General features: G+C 62.9%; 18 protein-coding genes. 13 read left to right on the top strand and 5 right to left on the bottom strand.

Translation table 11 applies throughout. From position 1 onward, the window contains the following. Positions 1–16: 16 nt before the first annotated feature. On the bottom strand, positions 17–793 hold the full coding sequence (locus tag B552_RS0121315) for an exodeoxyribonuclease III (RefSeq protein ID WP_019451085.1): 777 nt from the start codon (positions 791–793) through the stop codon (positions 17–19). Between the two features lie 30 nt (positions 794–823). Here B552_RS0121315 and pyrE point away from each other — a divergent pair, with 30 nt between their 5' ends. After that, a complete protein-coding gene (gene pyrE, locus B552_RS0121320) occupies positions 824–1,501 on the top strand; it encodes an orotate phosphoribosyltransferase (protein ID WP_019451086.1) in 678 nt (225 codons plus the stop codon). 212 nt (positions 1,502–1,713) lie between these two features. Then, entirely contained in the window at positions 1,714–2,883 is a 1,170-nt protein-coding gene (locus B552_RS0121325) for a patatin-like phospholipase family protein (RefSeq protein ID WP_237718309.1), read from the top strand. Between the two features lie 48 nt (positions 2,884–2,931). Here B552_RS0121325 and B552_RS0121330 read toward each other — a convergent pair whose 3' ends face one another. Next, on the bottom strand, positions 2,932–3,741 hold the full coding sequence (locus tag B552_RS0121330) for a polyphosphate kinase 2 family protein (RefSeq protein ID WP_019451088.1): 810 nt from the start codon (positions 3,739–3,741) through the stop codon (positions 2,932–2,934). A gap of 324 nt (positions 3,742–4,065) precedes the next feature. On the opposite strand from B552_RS0121330, the gene B552_RS28595 reads away from it, so the two are divergent. The 11 genes from B552_RS28595 to B552_RS27780 all read left to right on the top strand — a co-directional run bounded on the left by B552_RS28595 (position 4,066) and on the right by B552_RS27780 (position 17,727). Then, positions 4,066–4,416 (top strand): transposase, encoded by a 351-nt coding sequence (locus tag B552_RS28595; protein ID WP_157160316.1) that lies wholly within the window; start codon positions 4,066–4,068, stop codon positions 4,414–4,416. 50 nt (positions 4,417–4,466) lie between these two features. Further along, complete coding sequence (locus B552_RS0121335; protein WP_026035902.1) at positions 4,467–5,729, top strand: 3-dehydroquinate synthase II; 1,263 nt, start codon at positions 4,467–4,469, stop codon at positions 5,727–5,729. Beyond that, positions 5,729–6,832 (top strand): SDR family oxidoreductase, encoded by a 1,104-nt coding sequence (locus B552_RS0121340; RefSeq protein WP_026035903.1) that lies wholly within the window; start codon positions 5,729–5,731, stop codon positions 6,830–6,832. Before B552_RS0121335 ends, B552_RS0121340 begins: the two co-directional genes overlap by 1 nt. Next, on the top strand, positions 6,829–8,214 hold the full coding sequence (locus B552_RS29275) for a hypothetical protein (RefSeq protein ID WP_019451092.1): 1,386 nt from the start codon (positions 6,829–6,831) through the stop codon (positions 8,212–8,214). The genes B552_RS0121340 and B552_RS29275 overlap by 4 nt, the downstream gene beginning before the upstream one ends. A gap of 62 nt (positions 8,215–8,276) precedes the next feature. Continuing rightward, entirely contained in the window at positions 8,277–10,004 is a 1,728-nt protein-coding gene (locus B552_RS27770; protein ID WP_237718310.1) for an acyl-CoA synthetase, read from the top strand. 59 nt (positions 10,005–10,063) lie between these two features. Then, positions 10,064–11,254, top strand: coding sequence for a hypothetical protein (locus B552_RS0121355; RefSeq protein WP_157160318.1), 1,191 nt, complete (start codon positions 10,064–10,066; stop codon positions 11,252–11,254). Between the two features lie 18 nt (positions 11,255–11,272). Further along, positions 11,273–11,977: an ABC transporter ATP-binding protein gene (locus B552_RS27775; RefSeq protein ID WP_019451095.1), complete on the top strand. Its 705-nt coding sequence runs from the start codon at positions 11,273–11,275 to the stop codon at positions 11,975–11,977. Beyond that, positions 11,974–13,968 (top strand): outer membrane lipoprotein-sorting protein, encoded by a 1,995-nt coding sequence (locus tag B552_RS28140; protein WP_019451096.1) that lies wholly within the window; start codon positions 11,974–11,976, stop codon positions 13,966–13,968. Before B552_RS27775 ends, B552_RS28140 begins: the two co-directional genes overlap by 4 nt. 27 nt (positions 13,969–13,995) lie before the next feature. Next, the gene (locus B552_RS0121370) at positions 13,996–15,315 is read left to right on the top strand and encodes an FtsX-like permease family protein (RefSeq protein WP_035880155.1); all 1,320 of its coding nucleotides are present in this window, start codon (positions 13,996–13,998) and stop codon (positions 15,313–15,315) included. 39 nt (positions 15,316–15,354) lie between these two features. Next, a complete protein-coding gene (locus B552_RS0121375; protein WP_019451098.1) occupies positions 15,355–16,173 on the top strand; it encodes a hypothetical protein in 819 nt (272 codons plus the stop codon). Between the two features lie 54 nt (positions 16,174–16,227). Further along, a complete protein-coding gene (locus B552_RS27780; protein WP_162137621.1) occupies positions 16,228–17,727 on the top strand; it encodes an AMP-binding protein in 1,500 nt (499 codons plus the stop codon). Positions 17,728–17,804: 77 nt separating this feature from the next. Here the strand turns inward: B552_RS27780 and dapF are convergent, their stop codons facing one another. Genes dapF through B552_RS0121395 form a run of 3 tightly spaced genes read right to left on the bottom strand, consistent with a single transcriptional unit; the run spans position 17,805 to position 20,478 of the window. Then, positions 17,805–18,677, bottom strand: coding sequence for a diaminopimelate epimerase (gene dapF, locus B552_RS0121385; protein ID WP_019451100.1), 873 nt, complete (start codon positions 18,675–18,677; stop codon positions 17,805–17,807). A gap of 14 nt (positions 18,678–18,691) precedes the next feature. After that, positions 18,692–19,585 carry a lipid A biosynthesis lauroyl acyltransferase gene (locus tag B552_RS0121390; RefSeq protein WP_019451101.1) on the bottom strand — a complete coding sequence of 298 codons (894 nt, stop codon included), beginning with the start codon at positions 19,583–19,585 and terminating at the stop codon, positions 18,692–18,694. Then, positions 19,582–20,478, bottom strand: a complete 897-nt coding sequence (locus B552_RS0121395; protein WP_019451102.1) for a lysophospholipid acyltransferase family protein — start codon at positions 20,476–20,478, stop codon at positions 19,582–19,584. The genes B552_RS0121390 and B552_RS0121395 overlap by 4 nt, the downstream gene beginning before the upstream one ends. Positions 20,479–20,697 lie beyond the last annotated feature (219 nt).

The raw sequence follows: 20,697 nt of genomic DNA on the forward strand, positions 1-20,697 counted from the left end.
GCGCCGGGGCTCCACATCACAACGGATAGTCGTAGTCGATCGAAAGCGGCGCGTGGTCGCTGAACTTCTCGTCCTTGTAGATCGAGCAGGCCTTGGCCGTGGCGGCAATCTTCGCCGTAGTCAAGTGGTAATCGATACGCCACCCCACGTTCTTTGCGTAGGCCTGGCCACGGTTGCTCCACCACGTGTACTGCTCGGGGCGCGGGTCAAGCTGGCGGAACACGTCGACATAGCCGTGGTTGTCGAACAGTTCGCCAATCCACGCGCGTTCCTCGGGCAGGAAACCGGAGTTCTTCAGGTTGCCCTTCCAGTTCTTGATGTCGATTTCCTTGTGGGCGATGTTCACGTCACCGCACAGAACGATCTCTCGGCCGCTGGCCTTCAGTTGCAGCAGATGGGGCAGGAACGCCTCCATGAAGCGGAACTTGGCCTGCTGCCGCTCCTCCGAGCTTGAGCCGGAGGGGACATAGACCGAAATGACCGCGAGATGCGGATACTGCACCTCGACATAGCGGCCTTCGGCATCGAATTCCGGGTTTCCGAACCCGGTGATCACGCGGTCGGGCTTGTGGCGTGTGTAGAGCCCCACACCGCTGTAGCCCTTTTTCTCGGCATAGTGGAAGTAGCCGTGATACCCATGTGGCGCCAGGAACGCCTCTGTCATGTCGGCTTCCTGGGCCTTGAGTTCCTGGACGCAGACCATGTCCGCTTCCTGTGTACCCATCCACTCGAAGAAGCCCTTCTTGGAGGCTGAGCGGATGCCGTTGAGGTTGGCGCTGATAATCCGTAACATCTCGGGAAAATTTGAATTCAGAGAGAAAAGATGACGCAGCAGACGACGACGGACGACCTCAGCCAGTCCTTTATCCGCTTTGCACTGGACGCGGGCGTATTGTCCTTCGGCGAGTTCGTGACCAAGGCTGGCCGCAAGTCACCGTACTTCTTCAACGCCGGCTTGTTCAACCAGGGCGCAATGCTTGGCCAGGTGGCGCAATTCTACGCGAAGACCCTGCTTGGCTCGGGCGTGGAGTTCGACGTGCTGTTCGGGCCGGCCTACAAGGGCATCACGCTGGCTTCGGCCACTGCGGTGGCGCTGGCCGGCATGGGACGTGACGTCGGCTTCGCCTACAACCGCAAGGAAGCCAAGGACCATGGCGAAGGCGGCACGTTGGTGGGGGCAAAGCTCCAGGGCAAGGTCGTGATCATCGACGACGTGATCTCCGCCGGCACCTCGGTGCGTGAATCGATGCAGCTGATCCGCGCCGCGGGCGCCGAACCGGCCGCCGTGCTGATCGCGCTGGACCGCATGGAAAAGAGCGGCACGGCCGACAACATCGGCACGCATTCCGCGGTTCAGGACGTGCAGCGCGAGTACGGCATCCCGGTCATCGCGATCGCCACGCTCAAGGACCTGCTGGCCTACCTCGATGCGTCGCAGGACCCCTCGCTCGGGAACTCTCGCGAGGCGGTAGCAGCCTACCGTCAGAAGTACGGCGTCTGACAGCACACACGGCCCCGGATGGGGCCGTTTCTATTTGGGAGCATGGCGTGGCGGAAAAGCGGCGTAACTCGGAAGCGACGGGACGGATCGAACGGGAAATCGGCGAGCAGGGCGCGCCGCCGCAGGACTCATCGTCGCCCGCGACGCCGGAGCGCGCGAAGCGTGGCAACCGTGCACGCCGGTCCACGCTCAGCGAGCATTGCGCGCCAGCGGTGGAGCCCGGTGAAGGGCCGGCTCACGAAGCCTATGCGGTCCGCGCGCTGGTGCTGCAGGGCGGCGGCGCGCTCGGTTCGTACCAGGCTGGCGTCTACCAGGGGCTGGCCGAGGGCGGTATCCATCCCAACTGGATCGCAGGCATTTCGATTGGCGCGCTCAATGCCGCCGTGATCGCCGGCAATCCGCCGGAGACACGCGTCGAGCAACTGCGCGCATTCTGGGAGTACATCTGCGCGCAGCCGTGGCTGCCCGGGCTGCCGCTGGAGGTGCTCAGTGAGGCCGCGCCGCTGTGGCCCGAGCCGATGCGCGTCTGGTTCGACAGCATCAACGCGGCGCGCGCCGTGGTCGAAGGCCAGCGCGGATTCTTCACGCCGCGAGCGATCACCGATCTCTGGGCACGCTTCGAGGACCCCGCTCGCGCCAGCTACTACGACACCGCGCCGCTCAAGGCCACGCTCGAGCGGTTTGTCGATTTCGACCGGATCAATCATCCGAAGGAAATGCGCGTGTCCGTCGGGGCGGTCAACGTGCACACCGGCAACTTTGCCTATTTCGACAATACGCGTGTGACGCTGCGTGCCGAGCATTTCATGGCATCGGGCGCGCTGCCGCCGGGCTTCCCGGCGGTCGAGATCGATGGGGAGTACTACTGGGACGGCGGGCTCGTATCGAACACGCCGTTGCAGGAAGTACTGACGGCCCAGCCGCGCCGCGACGCGCTGATCTTCCAGGTGGACCTGTGGAGCGCACGCGGCAGGCTGCCGCATAACCTGATGGACGTGGCCGAGCGGCAGAAGGATATCCAGTACTCCAGCCGCACGCGCGCGATCACCGACTACATGCGCGAGCAGCAGAACTACCGCCGCATGCTCAGCGAGCTGATGGCGCTGGTGCCGGAATCAAAACGCAAAGACCCCTCGTACCAGCGCGCGGCCGACCACGCGTGCGACGCGAGGCGAAACGTGATCCAGCTTATCTATCGCGACAAGTCATTCGAAGGCAGCGCCAAGGACTACCAGTTCGGCGTGCTGACGATGCACGAGCACTGGGCCAGCGGTCTTGAGGACATTCGCGAAACCCTCAAACATCCGAAATGGCTGGCGATGCCTGGTCCGGAGCACCCGTTCGTCACGCACGACGTACACCGCGGCGACGGCGAAAAGTAAGCCGGCTCACTCAAGCCCGCTCACTCAAGCCCGCTCACTCAAGCCCGCTCACTCCACAACGACCTTCGTCAACTCGGGTTTGGCCGGCGGGTACGCCGGCTTGAGCTTGCGGAACACTTCGGCAAGGATCTCCGCCACCATCAGGTTGCGATGGGTCTTGGAATCTGCCGGCACGATGTACCACGGGCTCTCGGGCGTGGCCGTGGCGGCAATCGCGGCCTCGTAGACCTGCTGGTATTCCTTCCAGTACTTGCGCTCAGCCACGTCCTGCATGTCGAACTTCCAGTGCTTTTGCGGATCTGCGATGCGCGCCTCGAGCCGCTCCTTCTGTTCGGCCTTCGATATGTGCAGGAAGCATTTGATGATCGTCGTTCCAGTCTCCATGAGCATCTGCTCGAAGGCCCGGATCTGGCTGTAGCGCCGCAAACACTCGGCTTCGTCGATCCAGCCGTGCACCCGCGTGATCAGCACGTCTTCGTAATGGCTGCGATTGAAGATGGCGATCTCGCCCTGGCGCGGCACCTGCGCATGCACGCGCCACAGGTAGTCGTGTGAAAGCTCTTCGGCGGTCGGCGCCTTGAAACTGGCCACGCGTACGCCCAGAGGGTCGAAACTGCGAAAGACCGAACGCACGGTGCCGTCCTTTCCGCTGGTGTCCATGCCCTGCAGGATGATCAGCAGCTTGCGTCGGTGCTCGGCGTAGAAGATGTCCTGCTCTGCATCGAGGTGCGTCGATAGTTCGCCAAGGCGCGCAATGTCGGCTTCCTTGTTCCCGGAGGAAAGCGGTTTGCTCTGTGCATCGAAATCGGCAAGCTTGAACTCCTTGCCAGAGGTGATGCAGAAATCTTCCAGTTCCATGGGGGCTCCAGTCGGCCGGTGGCATACAGCCGACATGGTCCGCCATGCCGAAGGCGTCGTCAATGCGGCCTTCCTCTCCGTCCTTCTCGCGACCCGCGCCCCGGTTGGCATCGGAATCTTTAAGAAAAATCTGAAAATAACAAGTTATCGATTTTCTTATTGCGACGATATTTGGATTGATGATCGTCAAAGATAAGAATTTTGGGATATGCGGCGTGTTGCGTGATGCTAATCTGGGCTGCCGTCATTTCCTTATTGGGCCGCCAGATTTGAAAGCTGCGAGTGAATCCCATGAGACACCTGGTAAGCGACGACAAATGGAGAATGGACGATGCCCTATGGGGAAAAATCAGCCGTTTCCTGCCCGCATGCGAGGTGCGCAGAAACCGGCGGCCGCGTACGGACGATCGCATCATCATGGACGCCATTCTTTTCGTGCTGCGCTCGAACTGTCACTGGAAGGCGCTCGATCAACATCGTTTGAGTTCCGGCAGCACGGTTCACCGCCGGTTTCGCGAGTGGGTGAAGGCCGGAGTTTTCGAAGAAATGCGTCGTGCCGGAGTGCTGAATATCGAAGCCCTCAGGAATATTGACTGGACTCGTGTGGAGTGCCACTCAAAGGCACGAAGAATACGATCATCCGAATCAGATAATCGAAATCTCTCCAGAGGATAAGAAAAATCCTATCTACATATTCGTAGCACGTTCTTGAAAAGGATCCGAGCATGACCATAGACGTCCAGGCCAAGTCCATCGCTGTTATTCCGGAAATCGGACGGAAAAGGCGGAAATCGGTGTCGGCGCTTCATGATGCCGCCAACGGAGTGGAAGATGGTGCAGTGGCGCTCTGGTATGACACGCGGGCGCTGGATTCACTTGATGTCGATCTTCGCATCGCGCTCATTGCGAAGATCGCCGAGACCGGGTTCAACGGCGTACTGCTGTATCCCCAGAACTGGGAGGATCTTGCCGAGGCGTTCTCTTCCGAAGTCGTCAAGATCTTCAATGTGGCAGATCCGGAGGAATGGGAGGCCGCCCGGAGCTTCTACGCGGGCTTCGCTCAAAGGGGTAACGCCATGCCCTTTGCGGCAAGCGCGGATGTCGCCGTTCTCTCGCTGGCCGCCCACGCAGGGTGGCGCACTTGCTTGCGCAAACACGTCGACGATGCCGCTACCCTCGGTGAATCGTTCCAGGAGGGGGCGCAACACGATGCCGTCATGGTGTCGTTCAAGGACCCGACGAACATTCCGCTCGAACTGGTCATTGCCGAACTTCACGGTACCGATGTGCGCCTGGTCAAGGAGGTCGGCGTGGACATCGATGACGCGGTCATCGCGCTCGGCGTGCTTGAGCTTGGCAGCGATGGCGTGATCGTGCAGTTCGACGAACCGGCCCAGTTCGACGACTTCCGCACGCGGCTCACGGCCGTCAGCAATCCACCCATGCAGATCCAGGTGGGAACCGTGGTGGCAACGCGGCATCTCGGGCTCGGCTATCGCGCCTGCATCGACACTACCCACATGTTTGCGCCGGACGAGGGGCTGCTGGTGGGCTCGACTTCCACGGGCGGCATTCTGTGTTGTCCGGAGGTGTTCCATCTTCCCTATATGGAGCTTCGACCTTTCCGCATCAACGCGGCTGCCGTGCATAGCTACGTCTTTCATGCCAACGATCGCACGAACTACATCAGCGAACTGAAGGCGGGCTCCCAGGTTACGGCCGTCAGTGCATCCGGACACTGCCGGCAAGTCTACGTTGGCCGCGTCAAGACCGAAATCCGGCCTCTGCTGTTGATAGAGGTCCGATTCGATGACGGCCACATGGTCAACATCGTGATGCAGGACGACTGGCACGTGCGGATCTTCTCCGCAGATGCGCGGCCGTGCCACATCACCGAACTGCGCCCCGGAGACAAGGTGCTGGGCTTCACGACGCAGCCGGGGCGCCATGTGGGCGTGCAGGTCGACGAACACATCATTGAATGCTGATGCCCAGGATTCTTCTGACCGGCGCGACGGGATTCGTTGGCAGCGTGCTGGCCACGATGCTGCTGGCGCGGGGCGTGCAGGTCACGGCAATTTCGCGGCGTGACACTGCCGGCTACCGTACCCTTGCGGCCATCCTCGAGGCTGCCAGGGGGTGTGGCATCCGCTTCACGGCGGAAATGGCCGACCGCCTTCGGACGTTCGACATGGGTGATCGGGCGCTCTCCGAATCGCTCGATGACATGGCGATCGACGACATCGATGCCGTCTGGCACTGCGCTGCCGACATGAGCCACTCGGGCCTTCGGCTGACGCAGGCGTTCAATACGAATGTCTGCGAAACCGCGGCGCTATATCGCTGGGCATCGACAAAGCTACCGCGCTGCAAACGCTTCTACCACATGTCGACGGCATACACGGCGGGCATGCGTGGGGGAGCCACCGAGGAGCAGCTACACGCGGGGCAACGGCTGGTGAACGCATACCAGGTCACCAAATGGGCAGCGGAACAGGCACTGCACACGCTGCACGCGGCCTGCAATCTGCCAGTGACACTGTTTCGCCCAACGATTGTCGTCGGGCACAGCCAGTCAGGATGGACGCGCCGCAACGGCTTTGGCTTCTACATGTTCGTGGAGGCGGTGGAGGCAGCGCGGGCGGCGGGGCAAACGCGAGTCGCCTATGACATGCCTGATGGTCCGTGCATCGACCTGATCACGGTGGATAGCCTTGTTCGCGACGCCGTCGATCTGACATTGCAGGAGCATGATCGCGGCAATTTCGAAGTGTTCCATTGCGCAGGTGGCAGGTCGATGTCCTCCCGCGACATGCTGTCGATGATCGGCGACCTGCTGGGCGTACAGATTGTCTCAGCACCGGCGGAAAGCTCTCACGACCGCGTTTTCGCGCGAGCAGTAGGACCAAACCGTCCGTTCGCCGAGATGGACTGGGACTTCCGGCGCACGCGGCTCGATGCTGTGCTCGGCCGTGACTCGGGTGCGGAGCCCGTGTGCACAACCCAGTTGCGCAAGTTGATTCTCTGGTACGTCGATGCCATTCGGTCGGCGGGGGATGGCGCAGTCGTACCGGCGGAGGCCGCCGGATGACTGCCGTGCCTCGCCATCTCACCAACAATCCCCTGGCACCGACGGATGCGCTGACCTCCGCATTCGTCCAACTGGTGCGTTTGGAAAACACCAACACCAACCAGATCGTAGTGGTGCGGGGCATTCTGGATGCCCAACGACTGTCGGCTGCGGTGCGCCGCGCCGCACAGTCCTTCCCCCTGCTTCGTGCGCGTCATTCTGCCGCCCCCGATGCAAGGCCGCCCCTGGAATGGGCGCCGCTTGGCGTTTCGCTCCATGACTGGGACGGACCATGCGATCTCCATGACGCGGCATTCCGGGGCATGCTGATGACGTTGAGCCGCAGCAACCGCCTGGATTGGTTGCGCCGGCCTCCGATCCAGGTCTACCTGATCCTCGCACGGGATGGGCAGTCCTCATGTGTGTACCTGACGAGCGCGCATGCGGTGGCGGATGCGCGCAGCGACTGCCTGCTGCTGGCGCGCATCATGAAAGAGTTTGCGGCGAACGAAGGCGCGGATGAGCGTTCGCAAGTGGCGAAGGAAGAGCACGGATTCGCAACGCTACAAGCGATCTTGCCTGCGTGGTACACGCCCCATGCACGGTTGCGTCGCCTGGTTAGTGCGGGCTGCAGCATTGCGCGGGACATTCTGCGAAGCGACCAGCGTCTGGTGTGCAAGCGGGCGCCCGATGTCCCGCATTCCGACATCGATTTTTTCCAGAGTCTGGTGGACGCGGAGACCGCAGCTGCCATCAGGTACGCTTCCAGGTATGCGGGCGTCACCATCAACACCCTGTTCCTTGCGGCCCTCATTCGGCTGGTTGAGCGCAGCGGCGCACGACCGATGACACGCGTGACTTGCGCACTCAGTCTGCGCAACAGCCTTGACGCCGTCTACGACCAATCATTTCGGAATTACCTTCTCCCGATCACGGTACGCGCACCCCGCGGAATGACCGACGCCGACCTGGTTGGTCACGTGCACGAGGCGATGGATGCCGCCAGGCGTCCGGGGGCGCTGCAGCGAGAACTAGGCCGCCTGGAGTGCATGACACAGTCCGTTGCCATGCCTGTTCTCGATCCGCTCACCCGTATCGTGATCGGGCGAGCGCAGGGCACCAATGCGTGCCTCTCGAATCCTGGTGTGATCCGGGAAGACCTGTCCGGATTCGGCCCGGCCCACCCGACCCTGCAGTACGTAGGGTTCGGTTGCCTGCTCGAACCCTACGACTTCGTTCTGTACCCGCCGACCGTCAATGGCCGGTTGCAGCTCGACGTGGTGTATCGACGTGCAGCATTCCGCGATATTCGCAAGGAACTCGTCGAACCCTATCGCAAGGAGTTGCTGGGGCTGTTGCGTTCGGTGAGCGCAGCCTTCACCGCCGAAGCCAAGACCATATGACGCCGATTCAAATCATAGGCTGTATCGCGCTGGGCGCAATCGTGATCTACATGCTGCACGTCATGCGAGAGCTAGGCGTTGCAGGCCGGCTTGCCAGTCTGCGATTTGCGCGCGCCCCCCATTTCGAGATTCTTGTGCGCGCGGCTCGTCATCATCCCAACCGCATCGTGGCGGAACTTGACGCACCGCTGTCATGGCAGCCACGTGTGAATGGGCGGGAGCACGATACACGTGAATGGTCTGCAGGAGCGATTCACAATGTCGTCTGTCAGCTTGCCGGAGTGCTGAACGGGCAGGCGGTTTCGGCGAATGATCGTGTGGCCATCTACAAGGAGAATGCATTCGACATTTTCCTTTTCGCAGCGGCAAGCAACTGGATTGGTGCGATTGCTGCCCCGATCAATGCAAACCTGGACCCAGCCATCGCTGGCCCATACATCGCTCGGCTTGATGCCACGGTGCTGGTAACGGACCGCAACGGTCTGGCACGATTGGAATCCGCCGGTCTGCAGCATTGCGGCGTACGAACGATCATCGTCGTCGATGGGGGCCTGGAGGACGCACGTACGACGCGGGAAGGGATCCGCATCGATGCGCTTTGCAAACTGCTTGGAACGCCCATGACGGCGGTAAAGGCATCGCCATGCGGCGCGGATGACATCGCCTTCATCTTCCATACTTCCGGCACGACGGGCGTGCCAAAGGGGGTCATGGTGTCGGCGGGCGGCCTGGTGCAGGCGTTGCGCTCGGTGCTGAAGTTCAATCTGGTATCGAAGCGTGACCACGCGTATTTCGCGCTACCCATGAACCATCAGGTCGCGCATCTTTACACGTATGCGGTACTTCTACTTGGCTTGCGGACCTGCTTCGGCACCCGGATGGACCCGGTGCACGCACTCCAGACCATCGCGGACAGGCGCGTCACGGCGTTCTTCGGGTTTCCGATCACGTTCACGCGCATGATGGCGTGCGACCCAAGCCGCTACGACCTTTCGTCGATCCGGATCTGGGGAACGACGGCTGATGCGATTCACGAGGTTCAGCAACGCGAGTTCGTCAAATACGGAAGTTTCTTTCGCCGCCTGTGCATACCCCGGGATGGGGCGGTGTTTTCCGATGGGCTCGGCTCGACCGAGGTCGGCATCGCGGCCTTGTGGCGTCTTGTGACACCGTGGACGCGCAAGTACGGCCGTCGTGTCGGGCGTCCGACGCCAGGTGGCCCGCGTGTGAAGGTAGTGGACGAAGCGGGGCGTCCGGTGGCGCGCTCCCAGCCCGGCCGGTTGATGATCAAGGGACCCGCGATGTTCCGCGGGTACTGGAATGCGCACGACCTGTTGATGAAGGCCTCGCGGGATGGATGGTGGTTCACGGGCGACATCGTCATGCAATTGCCGGAAGGCGATTTCGTTCACCTGGACCGGGAAGTCGATGTCATTCACGGCAAGGCCCACCTCACATACACGCTGCCCATTGAGGAGGCGCTGCTCAAGCATCCTGCCGTGCTGGACGTCAGCGTGTTTGGCGTGATCAACGCCGATGGAACCGCCGTACCCGCGGCAGTTGTAGCCCTGCATTCGGGCGTGCCTGCTGAAGCCGGAGCCAGACTTCGGGACGAATGGAATGCGATGCTGCCGTCAAGGGACCGGCTTGCGCATGTATGGATCGAAGACTGGGCATCGTTTCCGATCGGCGCTACTGGCAAGACGCTGCGGCGCAAGCTGCGGGAGCGCTATCCGGGGCTACCTGAGTTCAAGGAACATGTCCCTGCAGCCAATGCGGGGGACGCGTGATGCTGGCCGAGCGCACCAGGCGATCGCAAGTTGCAGCAAGATGCCGCAGGCTGGCACCCATGATTGCGGGCGTGCTGCCGCTTGCCGCGCAGGCACTCGAAACGCGCCTGGCGGGTTTCGATGTCCGGGCGGAAACGACGCTGCAGGCGCTCGCGGGGGACGACCGCTATGGCACGGGTGGCTGGAATGATCGCTATGCCAATCTGGAAGGTCGCCTTGACGTGTCGGCGGCGTGCGCGATGGCATGGTGTGCCGGAACGCGGCTGATGCTGAAGCCCCGGGCGCGCTACTTCGAATCGGATACGAATTTCTCAGCCGCACCGGCGCCCGCCGCGTTTTCGTGGACGGAAGTCTACGCCGCCGGTCATGTGTCGGAGGATGTCACGTGGCTGACAGGCAAGCGCTATCTGGCCTGGGGGCCTGGCATGTTGTTCTCGCCAACCAACCGGCTGTTCCCCGACAACGGCACCGCCACGCCACGCCGCGAGATCGCCGGCAAGTGGCTCGGCATGCTTTCATATGCGCCCGCTCCGCCATGGATGGTGTCCGCGCTCTACGCAAATCCCTACGTGGCGTCCGTGCCGGGAGTATCCAGCTCAGGCGGTTTCGGGCTGCTGCGTACCGAGTACCAGAGCACGGGAGTTCGACCGACTGCCGCCGGCGTTGTGGCAGGCGGCGGCGGTCCTTATCGCCCTTACCTGGGCGCCTATTTTCAACATCTGCTCAATGACGCCTGGACAGTCGGGGCCGAGTTCTCGGCGTCGCGAGGCTATGCGCGGACATTGGGAGAAGGCCCCGACCTGCGCGAGAACGATGCCAGGCTGATGTCCGACGCACTGGTGAACCTGCGTTATGGATTGCGCTCTGGCGGCGAGCTGGGCATCGAGTACATCTACAACGGCTATCGCCTCAGCCACGGCGAGTTGCAGAACCCGCTGCTGGCCTTCCAGCCGGCCGGAGGCGTTTGGCAGACACGCAACCGTCCGCTGCACCCGCTGCCGGAGGGGCAGTACCTGAACATGCAGGCCCTGTTGCCGAACCTGTTTGGCGATCGGCGTTTCGGCGTCGTTTTCAGGACGCTGACCGCGCTGGCGTCGGGTGGCAACCTGACGTTCCTGGAGTTGTCGTTCAGTCCGCGCGACGACCTCACGGCCTTCATCGGCCTGACACGCACGTTTGGTCCGAGTGACGCACCACTTGTTCGCTCAGTCAGCCACGGCATCTATGCCGCACTCGAAATTTATCTGTGACCGCACATGGAGCAAGACATGCCGATCGTCGAAGCAATATCGGTGACGAAGACGTACCAGCTTGGAGATACCGCCGTCAACGCGCTGGATGGCGTTGATCTTGCCATTGCGAAGGGTGATTTTCTTGCGTTGACCGGGCCGAGTGGAAGCGGCAAGACGACATTGCTGAACCTGATCGGTTGTCTGGATCTGCCAACTATGGGTGAGGTGCGTATCGACGGAACATCCACCGCCGCTCTCGGCGAGGCAGCACTGGACCAACTGCGCGGGCGGACGTTCGGCATGATCTTCCAGTCGTTCAACCTGATACCCGTGCTCAACGTGCACGAGAACGTTGCATTGCCGCTGCACCTGCACGACGTGTCCGCCGACGAGCGACGGGCCCGGGTGACCAGGGCCATCGCGGCGGTAGGGCTTGCGCCATTCGCTGCCAGCCTGCCAGACCATCTTTCTGGAGGACAGCGGCAACGTGTGGCAATTGCAAGAGCGCTTGTCACGGAGCCGAGACTGATCCTTGCCGATGAGCCAACTGCCAGCCTGGACAGTGCGAACGCCTTTTCATTGATCGAACTGCTGCAGACGCTGAACCGGGACAACGGCGTCACCTTTGTCTTCTCGACACATGACGACCGGCTCTTGCGCAACGTGCGCGATGTGGTGACCTTGCGCGATGGTCGCGTCCAGGCCGCCAGACGTTTGCCGGAAGGGGAGCTGGTTTCATGATTGGGCTGGCAATGAACAACCTGTGGCGCGATCGAAGGCGCACGATCGCCACGATGGTGGCGCTGACAAGCGGCCTGGTGGCGGCGCTTCTGTTCCTGGCCTATGTCAACTTCGTGGAAGCCTCCCTGGCGAAAATCGTCATCCATTCGCAAGGCAACGGTCATGTGCAGGTCTATCGCAAGGGTGGGCAGGCGAACCTGGCTTCGTTCCCCGCGAAATACGCGCTCGATGCCGAGGATCAGCATCGGGTAAGGACACTGATCGACGCAACCCCGGGGGTACGGCGCACGGGTTCGGACATGACCGGCGTCGGCATGATCCAGCTGGACACTCGCAGCGCTGTGTTCCTGGCCACGGGAATGGACCCCGACTTTGAGGCCGCCCTGCGTGGCGATGGCGATACGGGCGCGGGCCCGCGGCTTTCCGATTCGATCCGCGTGACGCCGCATCTGGCGGACCGCATCGGTGGTGGCAAGGGCGCGGAGGTGCAACTGGTAGCCACGTCGTACGAACACCGCGGCAACGCCATCGATGCCACGATTGGCGATTTCTTCTCGACGGGTATCGAGGCCATCGAGAACAAGGGGCTAAGGATGTCGCTGGCGTCCATGCAGGAGCTCTACGATACAAGCGCCGTTTCGCGCATGATCGTCCAGCTCGATGACCGGGCGACTACCGATCAGGCCGCTGACAAACTCGCGCAGGCACTGGAGGCAGCGATGCCAGGGCGATTCGAAGTGACGACGTGGAAGAGTCCGCAAGTCGGACAGCTCTACAACAGCTTCATGGGGTTCTTCAACATGCTGTTCGCATTCGCGGGCGTTGTGATTGCGCTGGTTGCCGTGGCCACTGTGCAGCACACAGTGGCGATGAATATCGAGGACCGCATGAAAGAGGTCGGAACAATGCGCGCCATGGGCTTCTCGCGCAGGCGAATCGTCGGCATCTTCGTGCTGGAAAGCACCATGACGGCGGGCATCGTCGCGGCCATCTCCGCGCTGTTCGCGCTGGCCGTGTTCGCCGTGCTGGCGGGCGCGGGCGTCACAACGATGCTGCCGCGCGTGGCCCAGCCAGTGCCGCTATCGCTATCGCTGTCACCGGAGCAGATGGCGAAAGTACTGGCGATGGGGTGTGTGCTGATCGTGGTGTCAAGCGCCATCACGACCTGGTGGCGTCTGCGGCGAACCGTGAGGCTAGGCGGGAAGCACGCGCAATCGTTGGCGCGAGTACTGGCGGGCGGGGTCGCGGCATTCACCGGCTGCGTCTTGCTGACGGTTCCGCTTCAGTCGTTTGCTGCCGACGCTTCGCCAGACGTGGCAAGGATGACAGAGTGGCTGCGGCAAGCCGATATGGCGCGCGGCGGGCACGCCAATCTGACCTGGGACGTCGCCGTGCATTCGGAAGAGCCTTCGGGTATTACCGACACGCGGTACACCGTCAAGGTGCGTGACGGCGATGCGCTGATTCGCACAACCGAGCCGCGTCGGTACCAGGGGGAGCGAATTCTCATCGCATCCCAAGCCATGTGGTACACGAAGCCGGGACTGCGCCGGCCGATCAGCGTCAGTCCGCAGCAGCGGCTGGTGGGGGAGGCATCCAATGGAGACATCGCCGCGACGCAGTATGCGCGCGACTACACGCCGGAGTATGGCGGAGAGGTAACGCTGGACGGGCGCGACTGCCACAAGCTCGTGCTGAAGGCCACGCACGGCGCGGTCACGTACGCGGGCATCGTGTACTACCTCGACAAGCGGACGCTGCTCGGTGTCCGGGCGGATTTCATGACGGCATCCGGCGATGTCTTCAAGACCGCGACGTTCGAGTACGGCAATACGGTCGCCCGTGATGGCAAGCGGCTGCCTTTCGTATCGGCCATGTCCATCGTAAATGCCGCGTTCCCGGAGCGGTTCAGCCGGTTGATCTATACCGGCGTCAGCGAGGCCGCTCATCCGGCGTCAGTGTTCTCGCGCGACCAGTTGACGGCGATGTGACCGGCTGACACGAGGAGGAGTACGTCGATGAAAGGAATGCTGTTGATGTCTCTGTCCGCAAGGAACGTCTTGCGTCATGGGAGACGCTCCACGGGGACATTCGTCATCATGCTTGTGTCGGTGCTGGCGCTGAATGTTCTGTTCGGCTATGTGGCCGCGAATCTCAAGCTGACGCAGGATGCGTTCATGCGCTGGGGCGCACGAGGCCACCTGGTCATCGAGCGGCCGACATCACCGCTCGCGGAAACGTTCGAAGGCGTTGGGCAGCAGCCCATCGACGCCGCCATGCAACGCGCCATCGAAGCCATCCTGGCGGTCGACCCGGCCGTCACGGCGGTTGCTCGGTCCATCGGCGTCTCCGGTCTTGTGGCCGGTGACGGGGTGACAGGCATCTTCGAAGGGGTTGGGTACGACGCCGATGCGGTGCGCCGGATCAAGGGGCCGGCATACGAGTACGACGTGGTAGCCGGTCAGCCGCTCTGGATGACCGAACACGCCGACGCCGTGGTGCTGGGGCAGGGCCTCGCGGGAATCCTCGGCTGCGATGTGCCGCAGGAAGGCTTCGCGCCGCTTCGCGTTGGGGAATCGCCGACGGAGCGGCGGTTCCATTGCCCGCCCGGACCGCTGCAGCTATCGGCTGTCACCGAGCACACGGGGTACATCAACGCATCGTACGTACGGCCGACTGGCGTGATGGACTGGGGCATCAAGGAAGTCAATGACCGGCTTGCCGTGCTGCCATTGTCCTCGGCGCAGCGGTTGCTGGGAACCGACGACATATCGACATACCGTGTGCTGCTGCGCTCCGATAGCGAGATGCAGGAGGCACGGACGCGAATTGGCGAGGCGTTTGGTCGCGAAGGCATCGACGCGCGCGTCTTCCTCTGGTCCGATCGGGCAACGTTCTATCGCGAGGTGCGCGGCGTGCTGCTCACGTTCTTCGGCTTCGTCTTTGCCGTCGCCATCGTGGTTGGGTTCACGAGCCTGCTCAATTCGAGTTACACGAACTTCATGCGTCGCAAGCGCGAACTGGCTACGTTGCGCAGCCTTGGGTACTCGCGCGGCTTCGTGACTGCCATGGCGGCGCTGGAGAATGCCTGGCTCGCCGTGGGCGCTGCAATCGCCGGGACGCTAGGCGCACTGGCCATTACCCATGCGGTGCGCGCGGCAGGTTGGATGTGGACGCCACCGGGGTCCAGCAACGCGGTTCCGGTCACGATCGCCTGGGTGCCAGGTACCTATGGCGCGGTGTTTGCCGGATTCGTGCTGCTGGCCGTTCTGGCGAGCCTGTTCCCGACGCGCCGCATCCTGGCTGTTCCCATCCGTAGCGCGCTTGCCGATACCTGAGGTGCAGCGCAGCCCTGACAATTTGCGAAAGGACATACCATGGCCGACACGGCACGTATGCGACGCTGGTCGCGGTTTGTGGATCGTTCGAGTGGTCTGGCGCTGATCGTCCCGATGGACCACGGTCTGACGGTCGGGCCCATCCGCGGGATCGACCGTATCGAGACCGTGACGCGCTGGCTCTCGCCGGATCTCGTCACGGGGGTAGTCCTGCACAAAGGGCTCGCCGAACGGCTTGGCCCGGCCATTCATTGCGGGATGATGGTTCATCTGAACGGCGCGCTGGCGCTGGACGATGCGCCGGATCGCAAGCTGCTGCTGACCAGTGTCGATGCGGCGATCAGGTTGGGTGCGGACGCCGTGTCGGTGCAGACAAACTTCACGCCGGGAACTGCGGCCCACAATCTGCGGCTGATCGGCGATGTCGTGGAGCAGGCGCATCAATATGGCCTGCCAGTGATGGCGATGGTGTACGACCGCACAGCCGGCCGGCCGGATGAAGCCATCGCACGCATGCGGCATTTCATGCGTGCCGCAGTCGAACTCGGCGTCGATGTGCTCAAGATCGGTGCGCCGGACGATGCGGACTCGCTTGGCGAGTTGCTGGACGGCATTCACAAGCACGTGCCTGTCGTAATGGCTGGTGGAGCGCTGATGCCGGATGAAGCGCTGCTCAACCTCACGCGCGCAATTGCCCGATGCGGTGGCGCGGGACTATGTGTCGGCCGTAACGTGTTTCAGCGCGATGACCCCAGTGCAATGCTCCGCAAGCTTGGTGAAGCCTTGCGCGGCGGCCGGGCTTCGCATTCGCCAGTATCGGCGCCGGGTGCTGCATTCACCCGGAACCTGTCGGCGTGAGGGAAGGGCTTTATGACGACAGTTCCACAGCCATCGTTCAACTGCGTCGACTGGATGGTCGACCGGCACGTCAGGTCCGAACGCGGTGAACACCCTGCTTTGGTCGAATGCGGAATTGACGGCCGGCGGCGCGTGCTTACCTACACGCAGTTGCGTGCCGCGACCGCGCGCACGGCCGACCTACTTCTCGCCCGGATCAATGAAGCAGGACGGGGCAGGCGCATTGCAATTCTTGGCAGCAGCACGCTGGAGACGCTGTGCGCCTGGCTTGGGGCGATGCGTGCGGGATGCCTGCCGTTCGTGATCCATCCGGATCTCGGCGAAGCAGCGCGTGAGGCGTTGCTTGCCGACTTCCGCCCCGATCTCATCTGCTACGACAGGACTGGCTACTACGCTGCCGGCATCGCACTGCCAGCGATCGATCCGGAGGAAGTCATCGATCCGTTGACCGCCATTCCCGCCGCTGCGCCGGCCACTGCGCGTCAGCCGGCTTTCTGTCTGGCGTCATCGGGGTCCACTGGCAGGGCCAAGATCTGTGTCCATTCTCACGGCGCTATTCCGGCGTTCGATTGTCATGTCACACGTGCGCTCTGGCGAATGTGTGCGGACGATGTCGTGCTCGGCAGCAGCGGCCCCTACTTTTCGTTCGGGCTGCAGGGCATTCATACTGCCTTGTCGTTGGGCGCGACGGCCGTGCTGCTGCCCGAGTGGGCGCGGCATGAGGCATTCATGGAAACGATTGAGCGCGAGGGCGTCACGGTCTTCCTTGCCGTGCCGACGTTGCTTCACCTGCTGATGGCACGCGCAAGCCGGATCTATCGCATGCGTACGCTGCGGTTGTGTCTTTCGGCCGGGGAGCGGTTGCCAGATGCCATTCGCTCGCGCTGGGAGGCGTACTCCGGGGCGTATCTCGTTGACTCGATCGGGACGACGGAGACGTTTCTGCCGTACTTGACCGAAGTTCCGGGGGAGGGCGCCGGGTTGAAGGAGGTTGCCGCATTTGAGTACGCGTTCACTGCTGCCGAGTGCGCATCGAACGAAGAATCTGCCATGACAGTTGCGCTGACTGGGCGGGCGATGATGCTCGGCTATCTGGAATCGCGGCCCGATGCCCTTCGATGGCGTCAGCGTCCCGCCTTCGAGACTGGCGATCTCTTCAGCCGTGTCCTTGGAGGCTGGTCGTTTATCTCGCGGCGCAGCGAGCGCGTGAAGATTGCGGGGCACTGGGTGTCTCCACAGGCGCTCGAGGCCTTCTTGCTGACCGATGCCCGGGTGCTCCAGGCTGCGGCGGTCCCGGTGGAGACCGAAGTCGGATTGAAGCGACTGAGAGCGTTCGTCGTGCTCGGCGACGCCTATCGTGACGGCGATGCTGTGACCACGGCACTGACGCGCCGCATGCGAGAGGAACTCAAGCCAAGGGCGCTGAGGCCGGACCGCATAGAGGTCGTTTCGTCGCTGGCCAGCTCCGCAAACGGCAAGCTGCAGCGGGGTGAGATTGCTGCAGCGGTGGCGCGCCAGCAGGTCGGCGCCCAGAGAGGAGTGGTGCCCATCTGACGATGCAGGTAGGTCTTGGTGACTTAGTGGCTAAGTAACTAAGTGGCTAAGTGACTAAGTGGCCCGGTGAGCGGGCCTCAGTCCGCCACTTGCAGCGCGTCAAGGTCGATGGAGCCTTCGAACACGGTCGTCGCCGGGCCCGTCATCTGCACGGACTGGCCGTTGCCATGCCAGGCGATGGTCAGGTCGCCGCCATGCGTGTGGACCTTGACCGGAGAATCCAGCAGGCCGCGACGGATGCCGGCCACGACGGCCGCACAGGCCCCGGTGCCGCAGGCCAGTGTCTCGCCGGCGCCGCGTTCAAATACGCGCAGGCGCACCGTGTTGCGGTTGACGATCTGCATGAAGCCGGCATTGACCCGGTTCGGGAACGCCTTGTGATGCTCGATGACCGGACCGTCCTGCAGCACCGGAAACCGCTCAACATCTTCAACGACCTGCACGGCGTGCGGGTTGCCCATCGACACGGCGGAGATCCACTCGGTGCGGCCGTTCACTTCAAGCCCGTAGAGCGTGTCCTCGCCGTCGCTGCGCGTGGGCAGGCCATCGGCGATGAACGGCACACGTGCCGGCGTCAGTTCGGGCTCGCCCATGTCCACGGTCACCTGGCCGTCGTCCTGCAGCATCAGCGTGATCACGCCGTTCATGACCTCCACGCGCACCGAGCGCTTGTCGGTCATGCCGCGGTCGGTGACAAATCGCACGAAGCAGCGGGCGCCGTTGCCGCAGTGCTCCACCTCGCCGCCGTCCGCATTGACGATCCGGTAGCGGAAGTCCACGTCGTCGCGGTCTGATTTTTCGACGATCAGGATCTGGTCGGCACCGATGCCGAAATGGCGGTTGGCCAGCGCGCGCCATTGCGCGTCGGTCAGGTCTAGCTTCTGGTGAATGCCGTCCAGCACGATGAAATCGTTGCCGGCGCCGTGCATCTTGGTGAACTGGATTTTCATGAAGCAGATTGTAATCAGTAGATGTCTGGTTCGCCGGGCGGGCGGTGCTTGAAGCGTTTGTGGACCCAGTAGTAGTCAGGCACTCGCGGGCCGATCGCTTCCTCGAAGAAGGCGTTCATGCGCCGTGTGTCGTCGGTCACACTTTCGCCGGGGTAGTCGTCCCACGGCGGCAGGATGTGCAGCACGTAGCCCTTGTAGTCGGGCAACTGCTCGGTATAGATCGGCACCACCTTGGCACCGGCCAGCCGCGCCAGGCGCGAAACCGAGGTCAGCGTCAGGGCCTGGACGCCGAAGAACGGTACGAACTCAGAGTCGCGCTCGCCGAAGTCCATGTCGGAGATCAACTGGAGCGCCTCGCCCTTCTTCAGCACGCGGAGGATGTTGCGCACGCTGTCGTTGCGCGAAATCATGTTGGCGCCGAAGCGGCCACGCGCCACTTTCAGGAAATCGTCAAATGGAGCGTTCTTCTGCACGGTGTAGAGCGATGCACCAGAGCGGCCCACGGTGTCCCGCAGGTGCATCGTCAGGCGTATGGCACCGGCTTCCAGCCCCGACAGATGCAGCGTCACCAGGATATGCGGCGAGCCGTCGAGTGCGGGCAGGTTGCCCTGGTCGTTGATCTGTACCAGACGGCGCATCTTGGCCTCGTTGCAGGTCCAGAAGATGCCGCCCTCGGCAAAGCTGCGGAAAACCTTGCGGTAGGTCTCGCGCGACATTGCCTCGATTTCGGCGTCTGTCTTGTCCGGGAAGCACAGGCGCAGGTTGGCGCGCACCACCTCGCGGCGCGGGTTGGGAATCAGGAACAGGAAGCCGCCCAGCGCTTCGCCGAAGCGGGCCACAAATGGATAGGGGAGCTTGCCCAGCACCGTCAGCAGAGCGATGCCGAGCCAGGTAAAGATGCGGCTCATTGGATATTGTTGTTGGTAACCGTCGGCGTGGCAGAGAGCGTGTCCGGCGGAAGTTCGGCGCCGGCCGGGTGCTTGTAGCGGTTATACCCCCACAGGTATTGGGTCGGATCGATCGCGATCAAGTCTTCGATCGTTGCATTGATCACGGCCGAAGCCGCTGCCGGATCGTCGGGCAGCATGCCGCCGTCGCACAGGATGCGCAGGTGGCCGCGATAGCCCGCGCCCTTCGGCAGGCGCTCCGCGTAGACCATCACCACCGGGGCTCTGGTCAGTTGCTGCAAGCGGTGCACCAGCGTCATCGAATAGGCGGGCTTGCCGAAGAAGGGCGCCCAGGTGCCCTCTCCGCCGCTTGGCACCTGGTCGGGCAGGATGCCAACCGCCTGTCCGCGTTTGAGCGCCTTGACCAGCATGCGCACGCCGCGCGGATTGGCCGGAGCCATTGCCATATTGGGTCGCGCGCGCATGCGCTCGACGAACTCGCGCAGCCACGGCTGGTGGGGCGGCTTGAACAGACATGTCACGGGCCGCAGTCTGGCGTGCGACTGTGGCAGAACCTCGAAACAGCCAAGGTGCGGAGTCAGGATGATTACGCCATTACCGGCCGCACCAAGACGCGCCAGTTCCGGCCAGAGATAGTCGTCGAGGTTTTCCGTATGCACCGAGAGCGTTTTGCGGCTCCAGAAGTACGGCATTTCCATGACCAGCCGGCCCATTTGGCGCGCGGCATCGGCCAGCATGGCGTTGGAAACCTCGGGATAGGCCTGGCGGAAGTTTTCCTCCAGCCGGCGGCCGTAGCGCCCCGGCAGCCGTGCCGCCAGCAGGCCCACGGCGCCGCCGATGGCATGCAGTACGCGCAGGGGCAGGCGGGAAATCAGCCAGAAAATGAAAGTCATATCGCCGTCAGGGCTAAATCCGGCAGCGAGCCTGCCGAAAATGAGTCAGTTCGGATTCGGATTCGCGCCGGCCGCCCTCGGTGGCTTTCCCATCATTGGCGCGCTGCAGCGAAGCCGGCAGGCGCGTATAATAGCCTGCATCGCCGAGTTAACTGACAACTTGCGGGGCGATGCCGCTCTACCAGAGGGGCCTGAAAATACCGCTAAAGCGTCGCCGCA

Source organism: Cupriavidus sp. BIS7 (assembly GCF_000292345.1).
In the GTDB taxonomy this organism is placed as follows: Bacteria; Pseudomonadota; Gammaproteobacteria; order Burkholderiales; family Burkholderiaceae; genus Cupriavidus.

Coding starts and splice junctions, on each gene's coding strand:
- B552_RS0121315 (WP_019451085.1), bottom strand. CDS start 793: ATGTTACGGATTATCAGCGCCAACCTCAACGGCATCCGCTCAGCCTCC.
- pyrE (WP_019451086.1), top strand. CDS start 824: ATGACGCAGCAGACGACGACGGACGACCTCAGCCAGTCCTTTATCCGC.
- B552_RS0121330 (WP_019451088.1), bottom strand. CDS start 3,741: ATGGAACTGGAAGATTTCTGCATCACCTCTGGCAAGGAGTTCAAGCTT.
- B552_RS28595 (WP_157160316.1), top strand. CDS start 4,066: ATGGACGATGCCCTATGGGGAAAAATCAGCCGTTTCCTGCCCGCATGC.
- B552_RS0121335 (WP_026035902.1), top strand. CDS start 4,467: ATGACCATAGACGTCCAGGCCAAGTCCATCGCTGTTATTCCGGAAATC.
- B552_RS0121340 (WP_026035903.1), top strand. CDS start 5,729: ATGCCCAGGATTCTTCTGACCGGCGCGACGGGATTCGTTGGCAGCGTG.
- B552_RS29275 (WP_019451092.1), top strand. CDS start 6,829: ATGACTGCCGTGCCTCGCCATCTCACCAACAATCCCCTGGCACCGACG.
- B552_RS27770 (WP_237718310.1), top strand. CDS start 8,277: ATGCGAGAGCTAGGCGTTGCAGGCCGGCTTGCCAGTCTGCGATTTGCG.
- B552_RS0121355 (WP_157160318.1), top strand. CDS start 10,064: ATGATTGCGGGCGTGCTGCCGCTTGCCGCGCAGGCACTCGAAACGCGC.
- B552_RS27775 (WP_019451095.1), top strand. CDS start 11,273: ATGCCGATCGTCGAAGCAATATCGGTGACGAAGACGTACCAGCTTGGA.
- B552_RS28140 (WP_019451096.1), top strand. CDS start 11,974: ATGATTGGGCTGGCAATGAACAACCTGTGGCGCGATCGAAGGCGCACG.
- B552_RS0121370 (WP_035880155.1), top strand. CDS start 13,996: ATGAAAGGAATGCTGTTGATGTCTCTGTCCGCAAGGAACGTCTTGCGT.
- B552_RS0121375 (WP_019451098.1), top strand. CDS start 15,355: ATGGCCGACACGGCACGTATGCGACGCTGGTCGCGGTTTGTGGATCGT.
- B552_RS27780 (WP_162137621.1), top strand. CDS start 16,228: ATGGTCGACCGGCACGTCAGGTCCGAACGCGGTGAACACCCTGCTTTG.
- dapF (WP_019451100.1), bottom strand. CDS start 18,677: ATGAAAATCCAGTTCACCAAGATGCACGGCGCCGGCAACGATTTCATC.
- B552_RS0121390 (WP_019451101.1), bottom strand. CDS start 19,585: ATGAGCCGCATCTTTACCTGGCTCGGCATCGCTCTGCTGACGGTGCTG.
- B552_RS0121395 (WP_019451102.1), bottom strand. CDS start 20,478: ATGACTTTCATTTTCTGGCTGATTTCCCGCCTGCCCCTGCGCGTACTG.